The organism is Pseudomonas sp. JUb52, assembly GCF_004341115.1.
Lineage (GTDB): Bacteria > Pseudomonadota > Gammaproteobacteria > Pseudomonadales > Pseudomonadaceae > Chryseomonas > Chryseomonas oryzihabitans.
This window is the reverse complement of record NZ_SLYS01000012.1, coordinates 1-26,999: the sequence shown is the minus strand read 5'-3', so window position 1 is coordinate 26,999 and position 26,999 is coordinate 1. Positions and strand designations below refer to the sequence as shown.

Sequence of the window (26,999 nt, the reverse complement as noted above, 5' to 3'; positions counted from 1 at the left end):
GGTCATGCCGCGTCTCCTTCCTCGGCGGCGCCTCGGGCCATCTGCCGGAAGTCGTCCTGCAGGTCCAGGGGTAGGTCGTCTGCGACCCGGCGCTGGCCTGGAGCCTCCCACCACTCACTGCCGGTGGCCTGGCCCACCTGGTAGGCCTTGCGCATCTTCTCCGCGAGCTCCTGCAGGTCCTTGGGCATCGCTTCATCCGGATCCACCGCCGGCAGCGGCATCCGCACCTTCCACAGGTTGCCGCCCTCGATCAGCGCGTAGCACTGGCCCTTGGGTAGGCCCACGACATGGGCGGGCTCCAGCATGGGCACGCTGGTGGCGCTGAGCTGGTCATGTGTGTTGGAAGTGAAGGCCGTCTTGCCGTTGACGGCGTCGCTCGCGCTGCTTGCCGGTGTGGCGGTAAAGACCTGCACCTTGGGCAACTGGTTGGTCAGCAGCTCAGCCGTTGCCGTCTCGCGGACCCGCAGCATGAAGAGGTTGTTGAAGTTACCGATGATCTGCCCGGCCTTGGCGCGGTTGCCGATCTTGGCCTCGATGTCGGACAGGGTCTGGGTGTAGGCCGTCACCTGCAGGCCGGCGCCGCCACCCTTGTTGATCATGGGGATGAACTCATCGCCGATCAGCTCGTTGAACTCGTCGGCGTGCAGGTTGATGGCCACCTTGCCGCTGGCCTCCCCGGGCAAGCCATCATCGATGCCGTACTTGTAGATGTGGCCGGCAACCGAGACCAGGTCCGAGAACATGGAGTTGCCCACGGCCGCGGCGACCTCGGTGTCGGAAAGGGCGTCCAGGCCGACGTAGACCACGGCGCGTTTGCGCACCACCTGCATCCAGTCGAAGATCGGCCGGGGGTCGTTGACGTCGTGGTAGTCCGGAGCAATCAGCTCGGCCATGCGGCCGGTGGTGAGTTTCTCCAGCAGCGGCAGCAGCGAGGCGACGATCTTGTCGAAGTAGGTCTTGTCGTAGCGCACGGCGCTGCGCAGGCCGTCCATGACTGGATCCATCACGCGGGTCTGGTTCAGGTACTGGTCGATGGCAATGACCCGCAGTGGTCGGCCCTTCATGTTGAAGGGGACGTTCTTATCGTTGAGTTTGCTCTCGATGAAGATGATCTTCTCCCAGGCCTTGGGGTCGTGCTCATCGAAGTATTTCTGGGCGTATTCCAGGAACAGCCCTTCGATGTTGATCACGTGTTGCTGGATCTGCAGGTAGTCCGGCCGCCGGCCGAGGGCGACCAGGGCCCGAGCGATGATGTTGACGAACCGCCAAGCGAATTCCTTGAACGCTGCCGAGTTGCCCTCGCTGGACAGCTGGCCCGCGACGCGGGTGGCCACCTCCGAGATCCGACCAAAGCGGCCCACCGCGTTGTAGCGCGCGGACTGGTCCGGCCAGCCCAGGTGGAAGACGTAGAACTCGTTGGCCCGGCCGGCGCGTTCGCACTCGACGTACATGCGCTTGAGGAGGTCGGCATCGCCCTTGGGGTCGAAGACGATCACCACCTCATGCTGACCGCGCCGCTTGCGGCGGATGTCTTGGGTGATGAAGAGCTCGGCCAGGCGCGTCTTGCCCACGCGCGTTGTGCCCAGGACGATGGAGTGACCCACTCGCTCGCCCAGCGGCAGGGTGACGTCGTGCTCCTCGGGCTCAATGCCATGCAGGCGCGGCAGACCGCCCACGGGTGGCAGCGGCCGGAACGGGTTCGCCGCGTTATCCCAGGCGGTGGCCTTGGCCAGCAGGGTGAGCGGGAAGGGCGCGAACTCCAGGCGCGCCTCGAGGCGCCGCGCCTTGTTGGTCCATTCCGACGGCTCGACATAGGGCGCGTACTGCGGCAGGTAGGTATCGACCAGGCGCTGGGTGTGCTTCTGCTCCCAGCGAAAGCCCTTGCCGACGAATAGCCGCTCATTGCTGACCGGGATCTCCTTGCTGGTCATGCTGTAGAACGACAGGCGTCGAATATTCCGCCGGTAGCGCAGCACGCGCAGCGCCTGGCGCAAGCGGTAGATCCCGAAGCCAAGAAAGGCGACGGCCGTGACCAGGCCGAACAGCGGCGTCAGGGCGACGGCCCAGGGCGCGAACACGCACAGGAAGGCCATGGCCAGGCACACCTGCACCGTATAGAGCTCCACTGCAGGCCGCAGCAGCGTGTCCAGGGCATGGTTGCGGGCCATGGTCAGCGCTCCAGCTCGTCAGCGCCTGGCAAGGGCAGTCCGGCGGCATGCTCCCTGCGGATCGCCTCGGCTTCACCGGGTGGAAGTGCCGCTTCGAAGCGTTCGCTGAGGGTTATCTCATCATCCATTGAGCGTCCGGTGATCTCGCCGCCATGAAGATCGACCAGAACCTCGACGTCACCTGCCAGGGCAGCGCGTGCTTTTTCGTGGTCAGGTAGACGAATGACCATAGTCAGATAGAACGAAGCACCTGACCGTGTTGGGCCGAAGGTGACGTGATGACCGAAGCCTTCGTTCTGAGGTGGGCTCACCTCAGGAGAATCCTGTTTCAGGGCACTAGCAGCGGCTGAGTGTGGAGTCTGAGAGCTGGGCACTGGGATCTCCTATTGCTCAAGAGCGGTTGGGGTGATGAGTACGGGGTAGTGGCTGAGCCCGAGGCGGGCGGCCAGGTCATCGCCGACCACGGGGCTAATGGCCAGCCCGGGGGCCCAGCTGCGGATCGCGGCCAGGCGCTGGGCGCTGGCCACATTGACCGCCAGGCCAGCGGCGCCGAGGCGCTGCAGAGTCTCGCCACGGCTGGCCAGCCACTGGCGAGATAGCTCGTCGTCGCCGATCAGGAAAAAGGGCTGCAGGCCAGGTGCATTGAGTGCGCGGCCCTGGACGGTGCCGGGGGTGAGCCGTTGCGATCGAACGGGGAAGCCCAAGGCCTGGGCAGGCTGTGGTAGCGGCGCTTGCCGTTGTGCCTGCACCGGCTCCGGGTTCAGGCTCTGGTAGTAGGGCAGGGCAGAGACGCCGCCGCGGTCTTCGATCACGGTGAGGCTGGCAGCCTGAGCAGCCAGCGGTAGGGTCACGGTCAGGGCGAGGAGCGAGAGGATCTGCTTCATGGGTTCGAGGCCAGCAAGGTGACGCCGGTGACCCGGCTCAGGTGTTTGGCGAAGAGCTCCCGGTACTTGGCAGCGGGGGCGCCGCCAGCGGGACGGTGATAGCGGCCGGCGACATTGATCCAGTCGCCGCCCTGGGCGCGCAGCTCGGCAAGCATCTGCGCGGCGACCTCCAGGTTCTTGTAGGGGTTGAGTGCCTCACAGGGCGAGACGCCGCGGCCGAAGCGATGGCCGTTCCAGCCCATGTTGACCTGGGCGATACCGACGTCGACGCGCTTGGCGCCCGCTGTGCTCAACGCGACCAGCAGCGCAGTGCAGGCATCAGCGCGAGTGGCGAAGCGATAGCCCGCGCCGGCGACATTGAGCGTCCAGGGCCAGGGGACCAGCTGCGCGCCTCTGCCACGGAGCCGGGTGCCGCTCTCCTGCAGAGCCACTGAGTACAGCACCTCGGAGGGGATGCCCGCCTGATGGGCAGCCAGCTGATAGGCAGGCGGCGGTGTCTCGGACCCCTGGGCGCCGAACACAAGTGCTTGCAGGATCACGCCGGCGCTGAGCGCCTTGATCATTGCCGTAGCCATTGCCCATTCACCTCGCGGACAACGGCCGGCAGCTCGCCGCCTAGGCCCAGCTGGACCCAGCGACCGGCGTCGTGGTTGAGCGTGATCTGCCGTCCCCGCACCTTGGCCGGATCGACGCCGGCGAGCACGGCCCAGCGGCGGATCCGGGCATCGTCGTTCTGACTGCCAATCAGGTAGAGGTCGAACGCCTGGCCAGCGCTCTGCAGTGCCTTAACCCGCTCGGTGCAGGCGGCGCAGCTATCTGTCACGAACACGGCGAGCCGCCCATTGCCGCGTACTGCCGGGCTGGCTTGAGGCGCCGCCTGGCCGCCGGCTTGTACTGGCTGCAGGTTCGGGTAGAGGCGATTCCAGGCGTCACGGTAGGCCTGGTCGTAGGCTAGCTCCTTCTGCACCCGCTGCGCCTCGGCGCGGACCTGCAGCTCGGCATAGCGGCGCCGCTCGGCATCGGATTGAGCCTCGATGCCCAGGGCGGTGAGCGGATCCAGACCGGGCGAGTAGACGCCGCGACTCCCCTGCATCAGGGTCCGGTAGCGCTGGAACTCCTGGCTGCTCAGGCCCCATTCCTGGGCGATGGCGCTGTCGTTACGCTGGACCGAGCTTTGGCGCTCAGCGCTACCCGTTTCGCCCAAGAAGACTTGGGGGGCGATGAGGTCCGCGGTGAGTGCCGACGCGGATGGCGAGAGCAGGATAAGGGCGATCGCAAAGCTCGCCGGGAAGAGAGGGGACTGGGGGCGCATGAGTTACCTCTACTACTTGACGGAAAGGGTGCGGGTCGCGCCGTCGACGCTGAACTGCGCCTGGCGGTCGTCGAGGTTGGCAAGCCGCCAGCGGGTGCCGCCGACGTTGTCTCCTGGGCGCACCAGGTAGAGCTCGCTGAGCTGGGTGCTGCCAGGCGGAGCGACGGAGAGGAAGCGCTCACCGCCGCGGTACTCGATGCCGACCACGGTGAAGGGAGGAGGCGTCTCGATCGGCTTGGCCGGCTCGGACTTACGCGCGACCGCCGGGGTGCTGCGCTGCTTAGGGACGATCAGTGGCGGCGGCGCCTTGGCGGGCTCCACCGCTTTTTTGCGCAGATCTCCCAGGTCGTTTTGCAGGCCTTCCAGCTTGGCCTCGAGCACGACCAGGTCGCCGGCTTGGGCCATGCCCTGCAGCGCGGTCTGATTGGCGCGCTGGATCTCCACCAGCATGGCCTGGGCGGTATCGATACGCTGAGACAGCGCCTGCTGACTGGCCCGGAAGTCCGCATCCTGGACCGGCTTGCCACCAGCGAAGCCATCCATCTGGTCCTGCATCTTGTCCAGACGTTGGGTGATGGCGTGGACCGTGTTCTGGTCAGCTGTGGCGTTCAGGTCGCGATTGACATGGGACAGCTCAACGTAGAGATACAGGCAGGCACCAGACAAGGCGGGAAAGCCAGTAGCGACGAGCGTTTGCGATAGGGAAGGGCGCTTCATAGGAGACCTCGCACAAGATGCCGTGCACGGTCGCAGAAGCGCTGAAGGGGGTCAGTAGGAAACCTTATCCAGGTCTCAGGAGGTTAGGTTTTGGGGTTCAATAGCCTATAGGTCGCCCTTTGGCCGGGGCTGAGAGCAGGCAGGTTATGATGCGCGCTTTGACTGAGAGGGCTGCCAAGGTGCTAGTGATTCGGCTGGAAAAAGGTGGCGTGATCAATCTGGAGCGCCAGGTGAGTACCTCGAACGGGTACGGCATTTGGGAATACCACCGGAGCCAGAGCTCGACTATGTGGGTCCCTGACCATACGCCCTACCGTCACGTGGCCATGAAGCCGGCGGAGCCACAGGCTGGACAGCAGGTGAGCGTGGCGATCTGCCTTCCTGGTACGCCGGAGAATGAATGGAAGCCTTTCCGGATCGGAATCGCTAGCTTCGACGGAGTCTGATTCGTCTCCCGTCGCTATCGAGATGCCTTCACTTCTTTATGCAGGATGTTGAGCAATGCGATTTAAAGACGAGCTTCGCGACATCGAGCCAATCACGGCCACAGAAATGTACCGAATTGAAGGGCCTCTCCCGAGCTATATACACGTGGAACGCGCGATCGCAGAGCTAGCTGAGGCTGAAGCGAAAGCCAACACCGGCTTCTTAGAAAAGCTTGGACGGGGTGTAGGCGTCATCAGATCACAGCCCAGTTGGGAAGGCTGGAAGGGATGGGGTGCAGCACGCCAGTTGAAGTGCGCAGCTCTGGCAGGAGCGGGCTGGCATTATCACGAGAGTCACCTGCCCTATGAGCAAGCCGCTCGCGCATATGAAAAGGTGCGGCAGGTTCTGCTTTCGCCCCAGTGTAACTCTGCGCAAGAGCTACTGGAGCTGCTCGAAAGCGCCTAGCTGTTCAGGATCGGTAGAGCTCTTGGCCTAGGAGATCCCCTGTCATCGAAATGGGCATGTCATGCATCTAGGTTTCGGGCGATATGGCGGACGAGATCCAAGGGATACTGAGCCTGAACAACGTTCAGCATCAGGTCACGCTGTCGCTTAGGAAGCAGCTTTACACAGCGTCTGGCCGTGTCACGTACGGCGCTTTCCGTCCCGTGAATTCGCATTGCAAGCAGCAGGGCTAGCGTGCAGTAAGTCAGGTCTCGCTGTGTTGTTTTTGGCATGTATATATATCCAGTCGTCGGCGACGAGTGACGTCAGATGGACAGCTTAGCGATTCCTTTGCTAACTGTATAAATACACAGTCTGACGAAAGGAGGCTCGCTTTGCCATGTCTATCGAATTTGTCGCCAATCTGGCTCCGTCTGAAACAGCCCTACCGGTCTTCCTCTTCCGTGTCCCCTGCGGGTTCCCATCTCCCGCGCAGGACCATCTCGAGTCGGTCATCTCGCTTGATGACCTGCTGAACATCAAGGCCCCGCATACCTATATCGTCCGCGCTACCGGGGACAGCATGATGGGCCTCGGCATCTTCCCGAATGACTTGCTGATCATCACACGGGCACGTGAAGCGGTGCCAGGTGATGTTGTGGTCGCGGCGCTGAACCGCGAGCCGTTGATCAAGACGTTGCAGCGAAATGCCAGCGGCCAGTACGAGCTGCACTCAGCCAATCGCCACTACAAACCGATCCCTGTACGGGAAGAAGACGAATTCGAGGTCTGGGGCATCGCTACCGATTGCCTGCGGCGCCTCGGTCATGCCTGACCAGGTCTATGCGCTCATTGATTGCAACAGCTTCTACTGCAGCTGTGAGCGAGTGTTCAGGCCTGACCTCAACGGCGTGCCGGTGGTGGTCCTCAGCAACAACGATCTGATGGGTGGCTTCCGTTAGTAAATGAACTACAGTCCGCACCACCGAGAAGAGGCCTATGAGAGCTTCGGAAAGGGAGTCATTGGGTTGGTGTGCAAGGCTGTGAAATGAGGCTGGTGTTCGCAACAAAAGACCTTGTCGTAGCAGGGCGATCCTTTGAAGGCTTTCCGCTATTGATTGGCGCCGACGGTTGGCCAGTGGAGCCGGCGCAGTCTTTCCTCTGGCACACCTTGATTGAGTCTGGTGAGGCTCTAAGCCCCTTGACGTGGGAGGCCTATGGCCGGCGTCTCTTTGACTACTTCGCCTTTCTTGAAGCGAACGATCTCGCGTGGAACGAAGAGAGCCAGGCAGATGGATTGAGTGTCCTATCACGGTATCGCGACTGGTCGAGCAGTGAGCTGGAGCTAGACCCCAGCACTTTAAACAAGCGCCTGAGTCTGGTGGTGAGGTTCTACCAATGGGCCAAGCAGCGCGATCTGATCGCTGTACTGCCGTTTGGTGAGCGCAGGGTCAGGACGACACCGCATGCCGGTTTCCTCAGCCACGTAGCGCGGCCAAATACCGAGAGCAAGAAGCCTTCGGTTATGGTGCGGGAGCGTAGACGCTTGACCAAATTCCTGACCAAAGACCAGGCGAAGATTTGCCTTGCTATGGACACCGATCCAAGCCACCGGATCCAGCTCCACCTGATGGTTCGTACTGGTCTGCGCTCCTGCGAGGCACGCACCTTTCCTCAAAAGTACGTCTTCAATCCTCGGCTCAAGAAGGGGCTACGCCCTGGGCAGATGATCAGCGTCGCCCTTGACCCATCAGACATGTATCTCAAGTACAGCAGGCCTCGGACTATCGACGTGCCCTGGTCGCTGATGGAGGACATGTGGTCGTACTCACTTCATGTGCGTGAGGTGCGCAAGGCGGCCGGAAATGAGCGCGCCACCGCTCTGGTGCTTACCAAGCAAGGGAGGCAGTACTCGAAAGACTCCATCGTTGATGTGATGAAGGCATATGAGCGCAAGTGTGGCTTCTACGTCCGGGCCCACATGCTCCGCCACACCTATGGGACTTATACCCTCCGGGCGCTGAGGAAGAGCCGAGACTTCCAAGGAGAGCCTCTGCTCTATGTCCGCGACAGGATGGGGCACTCGGACGTCCAGACAACGATGGTGTACCTGCACCTAATCAACCCTCGAGGCCCAGTCCGTCCTCGCCCATGAAGACGAGATCGACATGATGTTCCTCACAGGAACTACTCCAAGCGCTTGAGGTAATACCATTGGCTCGCAAGAAGAACTATAAGGCCGAAATGCAATCGGTCACGAAAGGGTTTGAAGCAATTGAAGATGACCTTGTGATCCTTTTGCCAAAAAATCCACGTAAGGTTGGGAAGATTGATCACGCGCAGTATATGGGGGTAGGGTTTGACGCATGGGCCGTTCAGTGCACTCATGTCATAAGAGCGCTGTTGAACTCCGGAAATTTCTCCACTTCCACTCTAATTGGGTACTCCAGCAACGGGCTGCGCTACTTTCTGGCGTTCTTGAAAGGCGGCGCTTTAGACAGTCCCCCTTCGGTTCCGAATAGCCTGGAAAAACGGCATCTAGAGAGATTCGTCTCGTGGCTGAAGCTCAAATACCCGAACGGAACGACGGCGAAGAACTGTTACACCGCGTTTAAGTCATTGGTTATTAGTCTAATTGAATATGGCTTCATTGAGGCTAGTCGCGACGATTTGCTTCCTGACATTCCATTTCCAAACAATGCGAAGACCATTGGCGACACGAAGCCTCTCACGCTTGCGGAAATGCAGCGGCTTATTTCTGCGCTAAAGGCTGATCTAATTTCAATTCACAAGAGTACCTTTGTAGGAAATGCTGCAGAAGCTATGACAGTTCTGTTCCTGATCACCGCTGCCAGGTCTGGAATTAACACCACGCCGCTGCTGGAAATGACTAGAGACGCACTGCAGCCTCATCCATTCATTCCTAATCTAAGGATACTCACCACTGTAAAGAGACGCGGCAAAGGTGCTCAGAGCAAGACTATTAGACAAACTGAGATTCATGACGAGTACAGCGCTATTCCACTGGATGGCGTGGCTGTCGTAAACAAGGCACTCACCATTTCAGCTCCTTTGGTTGAACTGGCACCAGAGGAACTTAAGTCTCACATTTGGCTTTATCGCTCAGGCCAGCCAGGCCGCGAGCACATAATCGTCAGCCTCAGTGCTGGATCTGTTTTTCAATCAACAAAAAGTATTTGCGAGCGACATTCTCTGAAGGACGATAAAGGTGAATCACTGGTCGTCAATCTAATGCGTCTTCGAAAGACGATGGAGAGCAGGCTCTGGAAGTTAAGTGGAGGAGACCTTTTAGAGGTTTCTGCTGTGATGGGGCATTCTCCAGGCGTCGCTGATAACCACTACCTGAAAATCAACGACGAGATCAAAACCGAGGGGGCCATCTTCGTTGGAGAGGCTTTCCCTGATCAGCTGCGAGGCCTCAACGTTACCCCTACGCCACCTGGAGGCTGCAAGGATAGTCTCTACGGAAGCTTGGCCCCCAAAGACGGGGTCACCCATTGCTCGAAGTTCATTCATTGCCTGACATGCCCTAGTTACGCGATTGTGGGAACTTTGGAAGACTTGTATCGGCTGTTCAGCTATCAGCAGTTTCTGCATGCTGAGATTGAGTACTTCTTAACTGATGAATGGGAGGCTTGGCGGCAGCGACAGAGCAGCATAATTGCACTTATTGATCGCTTCACTTCTCGCAAGTTCAGTCAAGCGTTAATTGGTGAGGCGAGGGCCAAGGCAGAAGAGTCTCCTCATCCCTTCTGGATCAGCAAGATCAAGCTCATGAAAAAGATCCGAGGTGATTCACTTGTCGGTTAATCGAAACTCCAAAGCTTCCCTAAAGGCATATGACGTCCTTTTTACGCAGCCTGTCACTGCCTCGGGTCTTGGTAAGTCTGAACGCGATTCGATAATCATAAGCGCCATTGTCAATGATAGTGGCGAGACTCTCGTGCTGAGTCGATTTGGAGATCCACGGTGGGATCTGCGACCGTTTTTCGATCAGTCCAATGTTGGCGAGAGCGGCAAATTCGTTAGCTGGGATACGAGCCTTCCAGTTGAGTTAATAGACGATTGCAAGTCCGTCGCGTATGCATGGTTCAAAAGAGGTCTTCCAGGATCAAAGCCGCCCGTCGCTCGCGGAATCACAACGCTTGTTGGGGCTAGTGTTATACCCTTTGTTCGTTGGCTCAGCACCCTCGGGGTTAAACGATTTTCCGATGTCCGGCCTATACACATAAGCAACTACATTCACCAGTGCAAGTCAGAGTCATTGAGGCCTCTCCCTCTCTACTCGAAGCTGCGGATTGTTGACCTGCTATGGATTTTTTCTGCCGAAACAATGCATCCCCTTGAGCAATATCCGTGGGGGAGTTCTTCGCTGTAGCGAGTAAGTGGGGTTGGCGAGACACGGGGTGTTTCGGCCGCCAACAAGAACACGGGAAGAACGGATATCATTCCGCCTGATGACCAATCCAAAATATTCAACTATTGCGAGCAAGTCATTCGAGAAACCAAGGCGGATCTTGAAGCGTCAGGAGTCGAATCCTTCACCCGCCGCAGTCCAAAAACGATTCGCTGTCGGGATGCGGTGTTGTACGTCTCTTCCATTACTAGCGGCATGCGGAACGAAGAGGTAATTGGGGTTGATTCGGGGGCATGGCGGAAAGAGACCGTTGATGGCGTAACCTTCTGCTGGGTAACCACCACTGAGCATAAAACTGGAAAGGGTCGTGTCGATTACCTCGTTCCGGAACTGACTTTGGACGCGCTTGAGCTCTTGGCCAAGTGCACGACTCCAATGAGGCAAGAGCTTGAGGCTGAGGTCTATGAGCTAGAGCAGATGGCACCCTCGTCCAGATCCGCTGAGCATTTGCTCCGGTTAGAGAAGGCCCGAAAGGATTCGAAGAGGTTGTTTCTCTGTTTGAACGGATCAGGCAAAAAATCTGAAAGGTTAGCGCACATTGAAGTGCTTGGACAGGCTGGCTCGAATGAGTCCTTCAAGCGCATCGCAAAAGCCGCTGGAAGTGACTGGCCGCTGCGCACTCACCAGTGCCGGCGAACCTATGCCCGTTGCTTCGTTGAGTCGCGGATGGGGCGCACCTCGCTCGTCTTCCTCAAGTGGCAGCTCAAGCACAGCAGTATGAGCATGACCCAGCTCTACGCCTCCAATCCGCTCCAGGATCTGACGCTGTTCGATGAGATCCTGCAGCAGATGACGGAGTTCAAGATCGACCTCATTGAGTCCTGGCTTGATGACCAGCCTTTGGCAGGTGGTGCCGGGAGCAAAATCGTTGAGTTGCGTGCGATTCCGGTCAAGGACAGGGCCGCCTTGCTGGCCCAAACGGCACCTCATGCGAACATTCGCGCAACCGGTCACGGATGGTGCATTGCCACTGAGCGTGGTTGCGGAGGCGCTGGGTTGTACGAGGCCACCAGGTGCCCTGGGTGCAAACACTCGGTGATCGATGAGACGTTTGCAGGCACTTGGCAAGGCATCTACTCCCAGCAACGGGAGCTAATGAAAATTGAGGACGCAGGGCCGGCAGTGAAACAGCGTGCAGAGCGCGACCTGCAGGTCGCCCTCGACGTGATCAATAGTCTTGGGTTGTCGCCGGATGACCAGGAGCTTGAGGAGGCTGTGAATGGCTAGCAAGTCGACCGAGCCGTCCAAGGGCCGCTCTCGCCCAAAGACTGCCGATGCGCTCAACAAGGTCATCGATAGGATGCTCGCCGGCAATGAGAAGCTCTCCATCTCCTCGGTCGCCAGAGCGGCAGGCGTCACCCCCGGGCTGATCCATAACACCTACCCGGCCGTGGCGGAGCGTATCCGCAGCCTCATAGGGAAATCGACGCGCGCTCAGCGTGATTCGAAGCACCAGGCGCTCATGAAGGAGAAGGATCTCAACAAAGCCCTCCGCGCAGAGAACAGCCTACTTCTGGAGGAGATCGCTCGCCTTGCCTCCGTGAATCAACGCCTCATGCTTGAGCTAGCACAGCTGAAAGGTGTTGCTCAAGGCAAGGTCATCGAGCTTGCGGCAAAACCAGGGGCAAAGTAGCTCTTGGGCATCACTCTGCAGTCCAGAGTTGATTTGGCCTGGTCGTGCAAGGGTGTACCGGACATTCTCTGACTACTCGATCAGCGGTAGCTTGACATCTCTCCGTTCGAAATCTAGTCTACCAACTAGTAGGTAGACAAACAGAGGGCATCACCATGCAGTTCAAAGGTCGCAAGCTTCTGGTAGTGGGTGGCACGAGTGGCATTGGTCTCGAAACCGCGCAGATGGTCGCCGAGCAAGGCGGTTCGGTTGTGATCGTGGGCAACCGCCCTGAGAAAGCCGAAGCTGCACGCCAACAACTGGCCGCCGTTGCCGGCGAAGACAAGGTCGTGGCCTATGCTGTAGATCTGACCGATTTCGCCAGCGTCCAAGCGCTGATCGAGAAACTGGCCGCAAGCCACAAGGACATTGATCTGATGGTCAATTCCGCGGGTATCTACTACCCGAAAGCATTCATCGAGCACTCGCTTGAGGATTACGACAACTTCCTGAATCTGAACCGCGCCATCTTCTTCCTAACCCGTCAAGTAGCGGCGGAGCTGGTAGCTCAGGGCAAACCCGGTTCGATCGTGAACGTCACCGCGGTAGCAGCCAGGCAGGCGGTCGAGGGTGTTCCGGCCTCGGCCTACTCGATGGCCAAAATTGGCCTGGACACCTTGACCACACACGCGGCAGCAGAGCTGGCCCAGCACGGTATTCGCGTCAACTCGGTCAGCCCGGGTATTGTGGAAACGAAGATCTTCGAGCGCTTCATCCCCGGCGATCAGTTGGCTGGTGCGCTGAATGACTTCAACAATTTCCACCCGCTGGGCCGTAACGGCACTCCGCGTGACGTTGCTGAGTCCATCGTGTTCCTGCTCTCCGACAAGACGTCCTGGGTGACCGGTGCTGTTTGGGACGTGGACGGTGGGGTCATGGCTGGCCGTAAGCAAGGTAAGTAAGATAACTGCGTAGTGGCCGGAATCGCTCTTTTCTGGTCGGGGCGATTACGGCAGGAGAAGTTATGGCACTGGCAACACGGGACGCGTTAATTCAAGCCGCTGAAGGGCTGATGCGCACTAAAGGGTATGCAGCGTTCAGCTATGCAGATCTTGCAGACGCGGTAGGTATTCGCAAGGCGAGCATTCACTACCACTTCCCTACAAAGGAAGACTTGGGGATCGCGATCGTCGAAGAGTACGTCTCGCGGGTGCAAGCCGAGTTCGAGCGAATCGAGATCAATCAGGCAGGTGCAGTTGAGAGGCTCAAGGCTTTCTTTGTGCTCTTCTACTCCAGCACCGAGGGTGGTCTGTTGCCATTGTGTGGTGCGCTAGCAGCTGAAATGGCTGCATTGCCCGACGGGCTTCAACGCCTGACACGACGGTTCTTTGATGTGCAGTTGTCTTGGTTGACCAGAGTGATGGACGAAGGCATTGCCGCTGGTGAGTTAGCCCGGGGGCGAGGGGCCAGAGAAAAGTCTTACTTGCTGCTCAGTATCCTTGAGGGATCGAGCTTCATCAACTGGGCCACCAGGGAAGGTGAGACTGTGAATATTGCTGTCATTCGGATGATCGCAGAGTACTGATCTCTGCCTACAACAGGGCCGATACGCGACCCGCGTCGGCCCTATTTTTGGCCGATCTTACCTATCAACTAGTAGGGTGGTAATCATGTCTAGTATGCCTAACTGGGAACAAACCATCACCGACGTCAGTGCCCGCCTGAAAGAGTTCGGCGCACATTCCCCCGACACCCTGCGTGGCGTGGCAATGCTCGGTAATGCAGGTAACAAAACCAATCGCCTTGATGCGAAGACCCGTGAGCTGATCGCACTGGCAGTTGCCGTTACCACGCGCTGCGATGGCTGCATTGCGTTCCATGCGGCAGAAGCCAGGAAGCTCGGCATTACCACCGAGGAAGTGGCGGAAGCTCTCGGCGTGGCCGTGAACCTGAACGCCGGTGCGGCAGTGGTTTACAGCACTCACGTCTTGGATGCGATGGATAGCAAACCTCAAAGCTGAGGTCCCTCCGCGGCTGATCCATAAGCATCGGAGACAGATGAGAGGAAGTTCCATGAAGAAAATTACGGTCGAGGTCTGGTCCGACTTTGTCTGTCCCTGGTGCTGGATAGCAAAGAAGCGCCTGGAGCAGGCAATTGATGCTCTCGGGGACCAGGTCGAAGTTGAAATCGTGCCACGCGCATACCGCTTGGCCAAAGGCATGAGCCCGATCCCTTTTAAAGAGGCGCTCGTACAAAAAACAGGCAGCCAGGGCCGAGCGGATGTGTTCATGAGGGCCATTCGCGGAGCTGCTTCACGTGAGGGTTTGGACTATCGATTTGACGTCATGCGCTTCGGGGACACGTCCGCGGCTCATCAGTACGTCAAGGCCATCGCCGATCCGGCGTTGCAGGTCCGCTATGTAGAGCGGCTCTATTTGGCGGGAACTACTGAGGGCAAGGACATCTTCAACGCACGAGTTCTGCGAGATCTGGCGATTGAAATAGGTGCCACCGACCTCATCGGCTTTGATTCGGCGGAGGCCGCAATCCTGAGCGATGAAACAGCAGTAAGCAGCCTCGGTACCGGCATTCCGTTGTTCGTCATCAATGGTAATCGCTACATCTCCGGCGCTCAGGAACCCGCAGTGTTTACCAAAGTGCTCCGCGCCGCGATTGAAGAGCTTTCGAGTGATGAAGAGGCAATCAGTGCAACCAGCTGTTCGATTTCTGGCTGTTCGCACTGACAGGGTTATCGCCTTCGGGTGTTTCGTTTTTTTGATTTTTTATCCACGACTTTAAGAGGTTTTGAAAATGGACAAGCTTCTCAACGGTATCGACGTCGCTGCTCTGCAAGCCTTCGCACAGGGCGTTGCTGAAGATGCATCCAAGCGTCACGCACGCTTCAACGTGAAGACCAAGTGGGAGCATCAGACCCGCACCGTAGCCACCGTGAACCGTTTTCATCTGAGTGGTAACGACTACCCGCGTGACATCAAGATTGCGGCCGACGAGCCACTGGAGCTGCTGGGAGCAAACTCTGCCCCAAACCCGCAGGAACTGCTGATTGCCGCTCTGAACGCCTGTCTCTCCGTGGGCTATGTGGTGAACGCTTCGGTCATGGGCATCACCATCCACAACCTTGAAATCGAGACCGATGGTGAGTTGGATCTGCGCGGCTTCCTGGGCCTGGACGAGAGCGTCAACCCCGGTTTCGACGAAATCAGCTACGTCGTGCGCATCCACACCGATGCACCTGTCGAGAAGGTGGAAGAGCTACACCGCATCGTCACCAAGACTTCCGTGAATCTCGCCAACTTCTCCAAGGCCATTCGCATGGTGCCAAAGCTGGAAGTCGTTGTCGGCTAAGCCAGCCGATTGATTCAGGTATTCGTTTGAAGAGGTTGAATATGAAAAAGCTGTTTTCTCCATACAATCTGGACAGTCTGGAGCTGGCCAACCGGGTAGTTATGGCACCGATGACCCGCACCCGGACGGAAAACAATGTTCCGACCGAACTGACCGCGCTGTATTACGCGCAGCGGGCCTCGGCGGGCCTGATCATCACCGAGGGCCTGCCGATCTCCGACGAGGGACGTGGCTACCTGTATACCCCGGGAATCTACACGGACGAGCAAACCCGTGCCTGGCGAGAAGTGACTGATGCAGTGCATGCCAACGGCGGCAAGATCTTCGCGCAGCTCTGGCACGTGGGCCGCATGTCCCATGTGTCGCTGCAGCCAGGAAATTCTGCGCCGGTCTCGGCGAGTGCCGAGCCAGCAGTAGGTACTACTGTTTATGCTTGGGTCGAGCCTGGTCTCCCTGGCCCGGTCGCACCGAGTGTCCCCCGTGCACTGAGCGTCGATGAGATTCGCCGTGTCACCGACGACTTCGTTGCCTCCGCCCTGCGTGCGGTCGAAGCCGGCTTCGATGGAGTCGAGCTGATGGCCGCGAATGCCTTCCTGTTCGATCAGTTCCTGAGCAGCCAGATCAACACGCGTACAGATGAATACGGCGGATCGATCGAGAATCGTCAGCGCTTCTTGCTGGAGACCGTCGATGCCATTGCAGACGCCATTGGGAGTTTCCGTGTCGGCGTGCGCATCTCGCCATTCGGTCGGCTGTACGACCTGCGTCCCTACCCTGAGGAAGAGGCTACCTGGAAGAGCGTTGCAGCTGCACTGAATGAGCGCGAGTTGGCCTTCGTCCATCTCAACTACCAGCCAACACTGGATGCAGTACCGTTCCCGGAAGGCTTCTACAAGAGCTTCCGCTCGCTCTACAAAGGCACGGTTATCGGCGCCGGTGGCTTCACCGCGGAGCTGGCAGAGGCCGAGCTGCAGAACGGCAATCATGACTTGATCGCCTTCGGCACCCCGTACATCGCAAACCCAGACTTGGTCGAGCGGATGCAGAACGGTTGGCCTCTCGCACCAAGCGATCACTCCACCTTCTACGGCGTGATCGGGGCGAAAGGCTACACCGACTATGCGCCTTACCAGGAATAACCGTTTCGGCTGATCCACAGCGTAACTCAACTACTGAAGGTGTCTGGCTATGCCACTGGTAACTGTGAAAGGTATCGAAGGGGTTTTCTCTACCGAGCAAAAGGCCGAGATCATCAGCAAGATCACCGACGCCATGGTCTCTGTCGAAGGCGAGAAAATGCGTGGTGTGACCTGGGTCGTTTTTGAGGAAGTGAAGAGCGGCGACTGGGGAATCGGCGGTGAGCCCATCACCACCGAGAAGGTACGAGCTCTTCAGAACAGCTGATGGTGAAACTGGCCCGGCCTGAGCTTTGCGCGGGTCGGGCCAGCCAGCTCATTTCTTCGGCTTGTATACCTCTTTTTTTTGCGTACTGGATCAACCAGTTCCTTGTTGACTCATTCGTTCCAAGGCGCTTCCAGCGCCTGTCGCCACATGGTGAATTTTCGTGCTGATAGGCGAAAAAAGTCGAAATTTGTTAGTCGGAAAAAAGCGTTATGAATCAGTGTGTTATGACCTACTAATTGTTAGGATCATTCAGATACAACGACGGATGTGTCATCGCGCGCAGCGCCGAGGCGAAGCAGCTGGGCATCAAGATGGGGGCGCCGTGGTTCCAGCTGCGCGAATTCGCGCGTCAGCACGGCGTCCAGGCGTTCAGCTCCAACTATGCCCTCTATGGTGACGTCAGCGACCGGGTGATGCGCACGATTGGGACCCTAGTGCCCGCATACGAGATCTATAGCATCGACGAGTGCTTTGCTGACTTAACCGGTATACCAGAGCCGCTGATCGACGTGGGCCGGGCGATCAAAGACAAGGTTTTCCAGTGGACCCGGATCCCGGTCGGTGTTGGGATCGCCAACACCAAGACGCTGGCCAAGCTCGCCAATCATGCTGCCAAGCGCTGGATCGATCGTACCGGAGGAGTAGTCGATCTCCGTGACCCGGACCTTCGCGACAAGGTACTGCGGAAGCTGCCAGTCGACGAGGTTTGGGGGGTCGGCCGCCGGCTGAAGGTGAAGCTCGAAGCCATGGGTATCCAGACGGCTTGGGACCTCGCTCAGTACGATGCATGGTCATTGCGCAAGCAATTCAGCGTCGTACTAGAGAAGACTGCTCGGGAGCTCAGGGGAGTGCGGTGTCTCGACCTTGAGGAGGTCGAGCCGCCAAAGCAGATGATCTGCAGCAGCCGGATGTTCGGCACCCGCCAGTATCAACTCTCGGCACTGGCCGAGGCAGTGGCCAGCTATACGTCTCGCGCGGCAGAAAAACTCAGGGCCCAGAAGTCCCTGTGTCAGATCCTTCGTGTCGGCATTCAGACCGGCATGTTCAATCCCGATCAGCCACTCTATGCCAACAGCGTGACCCTGCAGCTGCCATATCCCACTGATGACACCCGGGTGCTGATCCAGTATGCCCAGTTCGGCCTGGCCAGGATCTTCCGGGAGGGTTACGCCTATTCCAAGGCGGAGATCCTGCTAGCTGAAATCTGCCAGCGCGGCGAGATCACCGGTGACCTCTTCACGCCGGCGCAGCCTGCCATCGCTGACCAACTGATGGCCACACTGGATGCGGTGAACCGTAAGTATGGCCGAGGCACCTTACGAGCGGCTCGGATTTGCGAAGCTCCGGGGTGGAGCATGAGACGGGAGTTGCTGAGTCAGGGCTTCACTACCAGGATCGATCAGGTCTGGTCGATCTAACCGCTACCGGCAAGGTGTACATTTTGCACCGGTATGAGAGCGGAAACGACTAGGCGGCAAGCACTCGGCGAAGCATCGATTCTGCATCTGCGTCTGTCTTGCAGTGATAGATTTGCCGCGCCATGTCGCGCATTGTGACGTCGTCGGTAACCAGCGCTTCGCCGTCGGCTAAATCGACAGCTGCCAGGTCTTCGTCGGAAGGGAGACCGTCGGGAAACTCCACTATTACCCATACATCCGATGCCCGGAAAACCTTACCCCCCGAGTCTCTACGCGGTTGAAAAGCTCGGTCATCTTCTTGGCGCCTGCCCCATACATCAATGTAGCGTTGAGCTGTGGGCTCAGCCGAACGCCCATCAGGGGTGGCCCGTTGTGAAAGGTGATGTCGCAATACCCTTCGGTTCGTGACAAATCGACGAGACGCTGCATGTTGTGCTGCAAAGGGGAAACTGCTTCGTCTTGCATCCTGATTTCCTTTCGTTCGATGGGGCGCGACGGCGGCGATTGATCAAAAGCTTAGCCGGTAGGATGCAACTGTGTTGCCCGGCACCTATTAACGGTGCTGGTCGAGCACTCCAAAAGCCTGGCCGTCCCCCGCACCGACATCCCCCTGGCCAGGCATTCGCGGATCCGCGAATGCAACTGCTCATCCCTCGGCCGCCCTTTGTAGACTCCCGCCGCCTTCGCCTTGGCGATGCCCTGGGCGGCCCTGGCCCTGCGCGTCTCATAGTCTTTCCGGGCGAACGCCGCCATGAATTCCAAGAACATCTGGGACACCGCGCGCGTCATCCACTCTTGGGCGCTATCTCCGCCGGCGGCTGCCGGGCGGAGCAGTGAGTGGGTCAGCGGTAGATCGAGCGACACTACCTGCAGGCCGGCCTGGGCGATCCGCTCACGCAATTGGTCCCAGGTCGCGCGGTCGAGACGAGACAGCCGGTCCACCGCTTCCACCAGTAGCACGTCCCCAGGCTCGGCATCTGCCAGTAGGCGCAGCAGTTCGCGCCGATCCAGCAGCGTGCCCGAGGCGTTTTCCACATAGGTCGCTGCGATCCGCGTCCCGTGCTCGGCGGCGAACGTGCGCAGGGCCTCCCGGGCGCGGGTGGCGTCTTGATCGTCGGTAGAGGCACGAAGGTAGGCGCGAACGAACATGGCGGGCTCCGGTGTAGTCGTTTGGTGTATCGAAATATACCTGTAGTCGTTTGGGTCTGTCTGACTACTTTTCGCCACGCCCTAGGCCGTGCGGATAAGTGTGGCGCGTGAGGTACACCCTAAAAGAACAGGTTTTCCAACCTCTGGTGTTGGTCGGGAAGCAGAGGTCTTGGAAAAATCACCTAGATCCATATCTTTGGCATTCAAATTGCTAAAGATACATTCTCAGCAATTTTTTCACCCTCTAACTTGACTTTTCTACTAAGAGCGGCTCGGCTGCCGCTTGTCGGAATATTCTGCTCTTCGGATAAAACATCAACCGAATACATCGAAGCTATAAGGCGCGGTATTGACAGCTTCGTCAGTTCGGGTACGCTGGCGCGACGGACGCCAGCGTACCCGAACTGACGAAGCTAGTTGATACCGAAACCCACAATATGATTTTTAAGTACTTAGAGTGGTGGTTAGTTGGTCGCTCAGGTGCTGTTTACTTGGTTTTTTTGGGTTTGAATATAGTGATTTATTATCGGGGATTACGCCATGACTAGGGAAGAGCGCAATCAAGTAGAGTTGGCAAGAAATGAGGTCTCGGCCAAAAGAAAAGCGGATGTCGTGTCGTCAAAAGAATTTGCCGAGCGTAAGAAAGAACGCGAATATCAACAGGCCATTTCTCAGATATACAGCAGTGCAAAAAAGTTAGACTGGTAATTTTCGTATTTTGGAGTTTTTATGAGTACAGGGAGCGTTGCTAACTTTCCTGCTGGTAGGGGTTTTGAGTCTGTAAGTAATGCAGATGATCATAATCTCGCAGAGAAAATAAAGTCTCGCCGCACTAACGAGCTTGTAGTCGGGGTGTGTGGTGCTGTTGGTTGCAATCTTCAAGATGTAGTTGCCGAGCTCGCCAGTCAATTCGGTAGTTATGGATACGAAATAATACATATTAAGGTTAGTGGCTTAATAAAAAAATTCGCTGCTGTTAATCGTGAGGTTCAAGATCCTTCTGTAGAGTTAAGTGAAATCGATAATTTTGATTTCTTTTCTAGATATAAGGCTCTGCAAGATCTTGGTAACGCGATTCGAGACAAATATTCAGATGATGCTCTGGCAGTTCAGTCGATTAAGTTGATTTCGGCTGAGCGAAAAATTAAGATGAATGCCAGCGGCGACCAAGTTCCCCCGCGTACTGTATTTATTGTGGATCAACTTAAGCATCCGGCCGAGGTCAACTTATTCAAGTTGACCTACCGTAATGCCTTTTTCCTGGTTGGCATCGTTAGCCCTAGAAGTGCCCGTCTAGATTATCTGCAAGCGGAAGGCCTCGATCCTGTCACAGCTCAAAATTTGATCGAAAGGGATAGGAAAGATAACGTCAAGCACGGACAGCATCTTGAAAAAACAATCCATAGATCCGATTTTTTCCTGAGGCATAGTCTTAAAGACTCAGGAAATATCGCTAAGCCATGTAAAAGGTTTGTTGGACTTGTACATGGAGAGAATGGCATCACGCCAACTCGCGATGAATCTGGAATGTATGCTGCTTACTCTGCATCGTTAAAGTCAGCTTGTTTGAGTCGTCAAGTGGGTGCTGCAATAGCTGATCAATCTGGGAATATAGTTTCGGTCGGCTGGAATGATGTGCCTGCAGGGGGAGGAGGACTTTATAGTGAGGACTCTGAAAGCGATCAGCGATGCATTGTGCATGGAAAGAAGTGCTATAACGATGATAATAAACGGCGTCTTGCTAAAGAAATTGTAGGGATTTTGACTAAGGTAAAAAGGCGAGAAGCAAACGGTATTGAAGCGCAGATTAATCTTTTAGATATTACGGCGGAATCTTCTAATGATGCCGATGAGATCGATGATGGCTCAAGTGAAGATGCAGGCTTAGCTATTAGCTCTAAAGATGCTGCTAAATTGGTTGATAGGATCTTAAATGACACATCACTAGGGTCGATTATTGAGTATTCCCGGGCGATACATGCAGAGATGGAAGCCATTCTGAATGTCGCGCGAGGAGCGCAGGGTACGACTCATGGCGCTGTAATGTACACGACCACATATCCGTGCCATAACTGCGCAAGACACATAATTGCCGCTGGCATATCGCGTGTAGTGTATATAGAGCCTTACGAAAAAAGTCTTGCTATGAAATTGCATGCAGACGCTATTTCTGTGGAGGGCGCTTCAAGGGACAAAGTGTTTTTTGATAACTTTGAAGGTGTATCTCCTACTCGCTATACAAATCTGTTCGCCTTTGGTGATAGGCGTAAGGATGAGGAAGGGCGGGCTGTAAAGGTCGTTGGCAAAAATGCGGCGTTGATTTCAAGTGAATATCTTGACTCCTATCTTTCTATCGAGTTGAAGGTTGCAGCTCGAGGTCTGGAAGATAGTGGTGAGCAGGGTTAGATTTTCCTGGATCAAATAGTCCGATTGGTCTTTGCAAACAAGGTTTTAAATAAATAAAGCCCCCTCTGCTGAGGGGGCTTTTGTCATCCAATGACTAACTGCCTTGCCAACGCCATCTCGACCGAATCACCATCCTGGTTCAACACATCGAGCCCTGACTCTGGAACGTCGCCTGACGTGCTCTGAGCCACTGCGATCTTCTTGGCCATCAGCTGTAGGCAGGTGATCTGCGAGCTACCGGCATAGCCGAAGAACAGCACCCGTACCGCCTGCTTCTGACCGATCCGCCACGACCGGCGCGCTGCCTGCTGCAGGGTGTAGACGTTGTAACCCGTCTGCAGGAAGACGATGGTCGGAAAGTCCAGCAGATCCAGACCGGTCTTCACCAGCTCCGGGTTGGTGACCAGCACGTCGACGCCGCGGTCGACCTGGTCAAGGATCCAATCCTCGCGCCGGGCCGTGTCCACCGAAGCACGCAGTACCGCCACCTTCAGGCCGGCTTGCTCGAGCAACCGCTTGAGCCGACTGGTCGTGTCCCGGGTGCCGCTGTAGACGGTGTAGGCCAGCACCTTGCGGCCCAGCGCCTTCTCCTGACGGCACAGCTCGATCAGCGCCTCCTCCTTGGGGCTGGCCTGGTCTTCGTCAAAGATCGCGTCGATCCTGGCCAAGGTGTCCCGGGTCCGAGGGTGTTTCACCACCTCCGGCCGGAAACAGCAGTCCGGCCAGGCCAGCAGCACGTTGAGCACCACCCCGAGTAAGGTGGTGTCTCGCCGTGCCAGAGCCTGGCGCAACTCCGCGGTAAGTTTGCCAGCCAGCTGCCGATAGGCCGCGTCCTGGTGCGCCTCCATCGGGATGTCGACGAAGTCCTCTTGGTACGCCGGCAGCACATTGCCGCCGATGTCCTTGAGCTTGAGGAACACGGTGAAGGGCAGCACGAAGCGGTGGATGCCCTTGGGACCGAACCCAGGGGCCTTCACCGTCCGCACCGAGAGCTTCTTGCCCCGGGCCGTCTTGTGCGATTGGCTGTCGCGCTCGGTGTAGATGTCCTTGAGCACGCCATGGTCGCGCATGAACGACATGGCCGCAGGGGCCATGCTGCCGCGCGCGTTCGGTCGATAGCCGTCCTCGATCATCCGCCGGGAGAGGATCCGGAACAGGAGGTAGAAGAGGTCATCGGCATAGCCGCCCATGAGTGTGCCCGTCAGCAGCAGCGTCTTGCGCGCTTTCGCTGCCAGCACCCCCATGGCCTGGCCTTGGGCCGAACCGCTGTTCTTGTACTCGTGTCCCTCGTCCACCACCAGCAGGTCGAAGTAGCCGTCTGGCAGGTAGCGTTTGATGAACTCGGTCGGCTGGTAGCCGCCCTCGCCAAAGCCGAACTCCAGGTTGGCCATCGCCCGCTCCATGCGCTTGGCCTGGCGGTCGCTGAAGACGAAGTTGCCCTTGGCGTCCATCAGGTTGATGAACTCATGGACGTTGTCAGCCAGCATCGTGGCGAGAAATTCTTCGCCGAAGTCCGCCACCAACTTCTCAGCCCGAATCGGGCCGATAGTCGGTATGCGGCACATCGACTTGAGGATCACGCTGCGCCTGTCACCGCCGGCGGCCTTGCCTGGGCGCATCAGCGTCCAGAGGGGCGCCTTGCACTTCGGGCACTGCCGGCGTCGCTCCTCGCGCTGGAAGTCCTCCAGGGTGAGGTAGTTGCCTTCCTCGTCCTCAAGCACGCGACCACAGTCTGTACAGCAGGCCAATCGTCTTCCGCCGGCGGCGCGGCGCGTACCGCACGCCAGCCGCCAGTGGAAGCCCATCCGCATCCGTACGCGGCCCAGGATGAAGAACTCCTGACGGCCATCGTACGGCTCGCCCAGGGCCTGGCGGAGCTTGAGCAGCTTCACCAGGGTGTCCGGCCCGTTGAGTACCCAGACGCGCGCGCCCGGAACGGTTTCAAGGATCTCGCGCCGCCACTTGTAGACCAGGTGGGGCGGCGAGACGACCAGGGTGCGGCGATAGCCCTCGGCGTGAAGTACAGCTGCCACGGCGATGGCCATCATGGTCTTTCCAGTCCCCATCTCGGCGTTGATGATGCCGGCCTGTTCGCCGCGGTCGAGCAGCAGCGCAGCGATCGCCTGGACGACATCGGCTTGCGCCGGGAAGGGTGTGCGTTTGAGACCTGCCATCACGGCCTGGCGTCCGGTGTGAGCGGCGCCGGCATAGACCGGCGGATTTGAACGGTTGAGTGAGTCGAGCAGACCCTCGCCGAACTCGGCGATGAAGTCGGTCAGGCTGACAGTGGAGAGCAGAGCCGGTTGGCCAGCGTTGAGGTCGGTCATGTGGATCTCCTGGGATGAGAAACGGGCACGACCGACCCCGGACGGGTATCGGCGTACCCAAGGGGTTGTGGTGATAGAACGGTTCCGCCAGCGGGCGGTGTTGGTTAGTAGTCAGAGGGCAACAGCAGTGTGGTCACGCTGCGGTCAGCTTCGGTGATGATCCAGAGCCGGGGCTCATCGGACATCGGAGTCTCGTAGTTGGAAAACAGGCGATTGCCCAGGCGCAGAGCCTGGTCGTTACTGTGCTTGTCCTCTTGGTCAAGCTCGCCCCAGTCCGCCTGCAGGTGACGCCGCAGGTAGGTCGCGGGGTTGAGCTCGCCGCGCTCCACCAGCTCGCTCACGGCTGCCGTCATGACGATTCGACCAGGGTCGAAGCGTCCGGCCGGTGGCTGGAGCGGTTCAGGTGCTGCCGGTGCGGGTGGCTCAGCCGCCGGCGCCGACGTGATGGTCAGGACCTGTCCCAGCGTCTGAGATCCCGGTGTCATGTCCCAGGCCCGGATCACGGGCACGAAGCGGTCAGTCAGGATCCTCGACTCTAGGACGTTGCCGTCCTCATCCTCGGTGAATTCGGTGCGGCTGACCTTCTCCTTGTAGGTGTCGCCCTTGAGAACCAGGACGCGCCCATTGGGAGAGGTGACCACGCCCGAGATCGCTCCCGCGGCGAGGGCCAGGGCCAGGTGCCATTGCGACAGCGCCTTGACCGGTGGTCGTGGTACTTGGCCAGCCTGGCCAAAGTGCAGGGTGAAGTCAGTCCAGAGTCCGCCCAGTCGACCTGTCTCCAGGGCGAGCTGCTCGGGCTCGAGGGTGACGCGGTAGAAGTGCTCCAACTCCGTGACGGCGGCCGGCACCCCATAGGGTTCACCGAGCCATACCTCCGGCAGCGGTTCGGCCAAGGCCTCGCCGCTACCGATCGCACGGAAGCGCTCTCGGGTTGCCTTGACGTCAGCGGGCCTTGCCAGGTCCTGCCGGCGGATCCGGATACCGAAGATCACCACCTGTTTGAAGGTCGGATCCGCGGCCGCGTGGATCCGCAGGCTGGTGAAGTGGTTGCAGAGCCATCCACACAGTTCATCGTCCAGGACGTAGTGCGGCACGATCAGCACCAGGGTGCCGCCGTACTGCAGCAGCGGTAGCGAGCGCTGATAGAACAGCTTCTCCAGTCGCCTGCGGCCGCTGCCCTGATACTGGGTGGCACCGCTGTGGTCGGCGACCAGGTCGCCATAGGGTGGGTTGAGCCAGAGCAGCCCAAAGGCCTGGCGCGTGACGATGGTGTCCATCAGGTCGCCCTGCAGGACGCGATCAAGCAGGCCGCGGGCGTGCTCGGCGCGCTCCCGATCGTACTCCACAGCGCAAGCCTGGACGCGCTCACGCCCGAGGGTATGAGCGGCTTCTGCCAGGGCCACACCTTCGCCGGCGCATGGATCGAGGATCCGCATGGTGCCGGTGGAGGCAGGGCTCAGGGCCTGCAGGGTACGTTCGAGGGTGACCTCATCGGTGGGGTAGTAGCCGTTCTTGGCAAAGTTGCGCGCCAGGCGCGGAAACATCAGGGCCATAGTCGGAGCTCCAGTGTCGGGAAAGTGAGGAGGGAGGGGCCGCAAGCGGCCCGATCAGGAGGTGGTGAGCTGACCGGCGCGGATGCGCTGGCCAAGGTGGTACTGCAGCTCGTCGAGCTTGAGTCGGAGTCTCCAGCCGGCCAGGTCGCCCAGGGCGCCGGGCAGGCGCTCGAGCATCTGCTCCTGCAGGAGCAGCTCCATGACCGGTCCCTGCCAGTGCGGCAGGAGCGGGAGCGGGCAGGTGTCGACCACCAGCGGCCAGAGGCTGGCCAGGGGGTCGATGTTGTCGCGCACCAGGGCGTAGGCCAGGTGATTGGCGCGATCCGGTACCGCGCAGCGTCCGTCGAACAGCCAGACGTGAAGCAGGCTGCCAAACAGGGTGCCGCGCAGTTGGCGAGTCGTGCGTTTCTCCAGTCGCTCGGCGTCCGGAAAGACCGGCACGCTGCGGCCGCTCTGGACCAGGTGGAATTGCTCGAGGCCGCCTTCGCTGCGTCCCAGGGTAAGCCTGGCCAGAAACTCCTGGACGGCGGTGTCACGGCCCCAGGCCGAAAGAAAGATCAGTCGCCGTTCTTCATCGCAGACGCAGGCGTCCACCAGCAGATCGGGGCACTCATCGATAGGGTAGAGGGGCATCGTCAGCTCCTGAGGGAGGCAACGCGCCCAGGGGCGGTTGCCCCGAGGTGGGTGAGGGAAAGCGCTCAGCGCGCCGCGTGGTATCGCCGGACGCCTTCGCGCCATTCGAGGTTGATGCCGTGGGTGGCCTTGGGCAGAAAGTGAAGCGGGCAACTCCAGTAGAAGGGGCCCGAGCTTTCATCCAGTGACTTGTGGCCCCAGCGGCCTCCGTGAACGTCCAGTAGGTTGCAACCGATCAAGGTGCAGGTTTCGCCCGCCGCGACGCCGGGAAAGACGCCATCGCGCTTGGGGACCAGCTTCACGACCTGCCACAGCACATTGTCGACCAGATGATGATCGATGACCGTGCGGGTGCAGTTGTCGGTTTCGCCGTTGGCGATCAGTTCGGCGATTAGCGCATCGCGCGTGGGGTGAGAAAACAGCCAGCCCATGGGGAAGGTCCTTTAGGTGATGGCCAGGCCTTCCCGCTGGGAGAGGTCCCAGCCGGGTGTGGTTGTGAAGGTGAGGTTAGGCCGCGCGGTTCCAGGCCTGCGACTTGAAGTCCATGGCGTAGCCCAGCTCGCTCAGCCGTTGGCATTGCTGCCGGAGGCGTTGCCGGTCGACCGTGGAGTCCAGTCGCACTGTCTCGCCGAGTGGCCAGACGGTGGGGTTCTACCCCGTTAGCACGGACACTTTCGAGTAAGCTCATACCGAGCTGAAGGAGTGTTCATGAAGCGCAAGAAATACAGTCCTGAATTCAAG

27 protein-coding genes and 3 pseudogenes are annotated in these 26,999 nt (G+C 58.7%); 17 read left to right on the top strand and 13 right to left on the bottom strand.

The window, feature by feature from the left end:
- Positions 1–2: 2 nt before the first annotated feature.
- The 6 genes from traD to EC839_RS18615 form a co-directional block, all read right to left on the bottom strand.
- Positions 3–2,168 (bottom strand): type IV conjugative transfer system coupling protein TraD, encoded by a 2,166-nt coding sequence (gene traD, locus EC839_RS18640; protein WP_132832965.1) that lies wholly within the window; start codon positions 2,166–2,168, stop codon positions 3–5.
- A gap of 2 nt (positions 2,169–2,170) precedes the next feature.
- Entirely contained in the window at positions 2,171–2,479 is a 309-nt protein-coding gene (locus EC839_RS18635) for a hypothetical protein (RefSeq protein ID WP_132832964.1), read from the bottom strand.
- 72 nt (positions 2,480–2,551) lie between these two features.
- A complete protein-coding gene (locus tag EC839_RS18630; protein WP_132832963.1) occupies positions 2,552–3,052 on the bottom strand; it encodes an integrating conjugative element protein in 501 nt (166 codons plus the stop codon).
- Positions 3,049–3,627, bottom strand: coding sequence for a transglycosylase SLT domain-containing protein (locus tag EC839_RS18625; protein ID WP_372237673.1), 579 nt, complete (start codon positions 3,625–3,627; stop codon positions 3,049–3,051). Before EC839_RS18625 ends, EC839_RS18630 begins: the two co-directional genes overlap by 4 nt.
- Entirely contained in the window at positions 3,612–4,364 is a 753-nt protein-coding gene (locus EC839_RS18620; protein ID WP_132832962.1) for a TIGR03759 family integrating conjugative element protein, read from the bottom strand. The genes EC839_RS18625 and EC839_RS18620 overlap by 16 nt, the downstream gene beginning before the upstream one ends.
- A 12-nt stretch (positions 4,365–4,376) precedes the next feature.
- The gene (locus EC839_RS18615) at positions 4,377–5,030 is read right to left on the bottom strand and encodes a methyl-accepting chemotaxis protein (protein ID WP_132832961.1); all 654 of its coding nucleotides are present in this window, start codon (positions 5,028–5,030) and stop codon (positions 4,377–4,379) included.
- Positions 5,031–5,582: 552 nt separating this feature from the next.
- On the opposite strand from EC839_RS18615, the gene EC839_RS18605 reads away from it, so the two are divergent.
- The 15 genes and pseudogenes from EC839_RS18605 (at position 5,583) to umuC (ending at position 18,190) form a co-directional block, all read left to right on the top strand.
- Complete coding sequence (locus EC839_RS18605; protein WP_132832960.1) at positions 5,583–5,972, top strand: hypothetical protein; 390 nt, start codon at positions 5,583–5,585, stop codon at positions 5,970–5,972.
- A 379-nt stretch (positions 5,973–6,351) separates the two neighbouring features.
- The gene (locus EC839_RS18595; protein WP_042133106.1) at positions 6,352–6,786 is read left to right on the top strand and encodes a LexA family transcriptional regulator; all 435 of its coding nucleotides are present in this window, start codon (positions 6,352–6,354) and stop codon (positions 6,784–6,786) included.
- A pseudogene (locus tag EC839_RS18590) lies at positions 6,779–6,892 on the top strand (hypothetical protein); the annotation flags it as partial. The gene EC839_RS18595 and the pseudogene EC839_RS18590, both read left to right, overlap by 8 nt.
- Before the next feature lie 107 nt (positions 6,893–6,999).
- Positions 7,000–8,155 (top strand): annotated as a pseudogene (locus tag EC839_RS18585) (tyrosine-type recombinase/integrase).
- A gap of 10 nt (positions 8,156–8,165) precedes the next feature.
- Positions 8,166–9,782, top strand: a complete 1,617-nt coding sequence (locus tag EC839_RS18580) for a hypothetical protein (protein ID WP_110778415.1) — start codon at positions 8,166–8,168, stop codon at positions 9,780–9,782.
- 772 nt (positions 9,783–10,554) lie between these two features.
- Entirely contained in the window at positions 10,555–11,616 is a 1,062-nt protein-coding gene (locus EC839_RS24625; protein WP_256681083.1) for a site-specific integrase, read from the top strand.
- A complete protein-coding gene (locus EC839_RS18570) occupies positions 11,609–12,022 on the top strand; it encodes a TetR family transcriptional regulator (protein WP_132832956.1) in 414 nt (137 codons plus the stop codon). Before EC839_RS24625 ends, EC839_RS18570 begins: the two co-directional genes overlap by 8 nt.
- A gap of 155 nt (positions 12,023–12,177) precedes the next feature.
- Positions 12,178–12,963: an SDR family NAD(P)-dependent oxidoreductase gene (locus EC839_RS18565; protein WP_003125309.1), complete on the top strand. Its 786-nt coding sequence runs from the start codon at positions 12,178–12,180 to the stop codon at positions 12,961–12,963.
- Positions 12,964–13,025: 62 nt separating this feature from the next.
- Positions 13,026–13,586, top strand: a complete 561-nt coding sequence (locus EC839_RS18560; protein WP_015060170.1) for a TetR/AcrR family transcriptional regulator — start codon at positions 13,026–13,028, stop codon at positions 13,584–13,586.
- A 94-nt stretch (positions 13,587–13,680) separates the two neighbouring features.
- Positions 13,681–14,022 (top strand): carboxymuconolactone decarboxylase family protein, encoded by a 342-nt coding sequence (locus tag EC839_RS18555; protein ID WP_003125308.1) that lies wholly within the window; start codon positions 13,681–13,683, stop codon positions 14,020–14,022.
- Between the two features lie 52 nt (positions 14,023–14,074).
- On the top strand, positions 14,075–14,746 hold the full coding sequence (locus EC839_RS18550) for a DsbA family oxidoreductase (RefSeq protein ID WP_016561615.1): 672 nt from the start codon (positions 14,075–14,077) through the stop codon (positions 14,744–14,746).
- Between the two features lie 67 nt (positions 14,747–14,813).
- Positions 14,814–15,368 (top strand): OsmC family protein, encoded by a 555-nt coding sequence (locus EC839_RS18545; RefSeq protein WP_003125306.1) that lies wholly within the window; start codon positions 14,814–14,816, stop codon positions 15,366–15,368.
- A 41-nt stretch (positions 15,369–15,409) separates the two neighbouring features.
- Positions 15,410–16,507 carry an alkene reductase gene (locus EC839_RS18540; protein WP_003125305.1) on the top strand — a complete coding sequence of 366 codons (1,098 nt, stop codon included), beginning with the start codon at positions 15,410–15,412 and terminating at the stop codon, positions 16,505–16,507.
- 49 nt (positions 16,508–16,556) lie between these two features.
- Positions 16,557–16,772, top strand: a complete 216-nt coding sequence (locus tag EC839_RS18535) for a 4-oxalocrotonate tautomerase family protein (protein WP_003159697.1) — start codon at positions 16,557–16,559, stop codon at positions 16,770–16,772.
- Between the two features lie 236 nt (positions 16,773–17,008).
- Entirely contained in the window at positions 17,009–18,190 is a 1,182-nt protein-coding gene (umuC, locus tag EC839_RS18530) for a translesion error-prone DNA polymerase V subunit UmuC (protein WP_256681082.1), read from the top strand.
- A gap of 225 nt (positions 18,191–18,415) precedes the next feature.
- On the opposite strand, the gene EC839_RS24390 is transcribed toward umuC, so the two are convergent.
- Together EC839_RS24390 and EC839_RS18520 are read right to left on the bottom strand one after the other, a co-directional pair.
- Positions 18,416–18,655 carry a hypothetical protein gene (locus tag EC839_RS24390; protein ID WP_218568249.1) on the bottom strand — a complete coding sequence of 80 codons (240 nt, stop codon included), beginning with the start codon at positions 18,653–18,655 and terminating at the stop codon, positions 18,416–18,418.
- 51 nt (positions 18,656–18,706) lie between these two features.
- A complete protein-coding gene (locus EC839_RS18520; RefSeq protein ID WP_132832955.1) occupies positions 18,707–19,339 on the bottom strand; it encodes a recombinase family protein in 633 nt (210 codons plus the stop codon).
- 540 nt (positions 19,340–19,879) lie between these two features.
- Between EC839_RS18520 and EC839_RS24210 the strand changes: the two genes are divergently transcribed.
- Positions 19,880–20,047: a hypothetical protein gene (locus tag EC839_RS24210; RefSeq protein ID WP_165904683.1), complete on the top strand. Its 168-nt coding sequence runs from the start codon at positions 19,880–19,882 to the stop codon at positions 20,045–20,047.
- A 21-nt stretch (positions 20,048–20,068) separates the two neighbouring features.
- A complete protein-coding gene (locus tag EC839_RS18515; RefSeq protein WP_132832954.1) occupies positions 20,069–21,745 on the top strand; it encodes an anti-phage dCTP deaminase in 1,677 nt (558 codons plus the stop codon).
- Positions 21,746–21,828: 83 nt separating this feature from the next.
- Here EC839_RS18515 and EC839_RS18510 read toward each other — a convergent pair whose 3' ends face one another.
- From EC839_RS18510 to EC839_RS18490, 5 genes and pseudogenes are all read right to left on the bottom strand, one after another.
- Positions 21,829–24,072, bottom strand: coding sequence for a DEAD/DEAH box helicase (locus EC839_RS18510; protein WP_132832953.1), 2,244 nt, complete (start codon positions 24,070–24,072; stop codon positions 21,829–21,831).
- Positions 24,073–24,176: 104 nt separating this feature from the next.
- Entirely contained in the window at positions 24,177–25,625 is a 1,449-nt protein-coding gene (locus tag EC839_RS18505) for a DUF6094 domain-containing protein (RefSeq protein WP_132832952.1), read from the bottom strand.
- A gap of 54 nt (positions 25,626–25,679) precedes the next feature.
- A complete protein-coding gene (locus EC839_RS18500) occupies positions 25,680–26,258 on the bottom strand; it encodes a hypothetical protein (RefSeq protein ID WP_058788565.1) in 579 nt (192 codons plus the stop codon).
- Positions 26,259–26,323: 65 nt separating this feature from the next.
- Positions 26,324–26,689, bottom strand: coding sequence for a hypothetical protein (locus EC839_RS18495; protein WP_132832951.1), 366 nt, complete (start codon positions 26,687–26,689; stop codon positions 26,324–26,326).
- A gap of 76 nt (positions 26,690–26,765) precedes the next feature.
- Positions 26,766–26,903, bottom strand: a pseudogene (locus EC839_RS18490) (DUF3275 family protein); the annotation flags it as partial.
- Between the last annotated feature and the right edge of the window lie 96 nt (positions 26,904–26,999).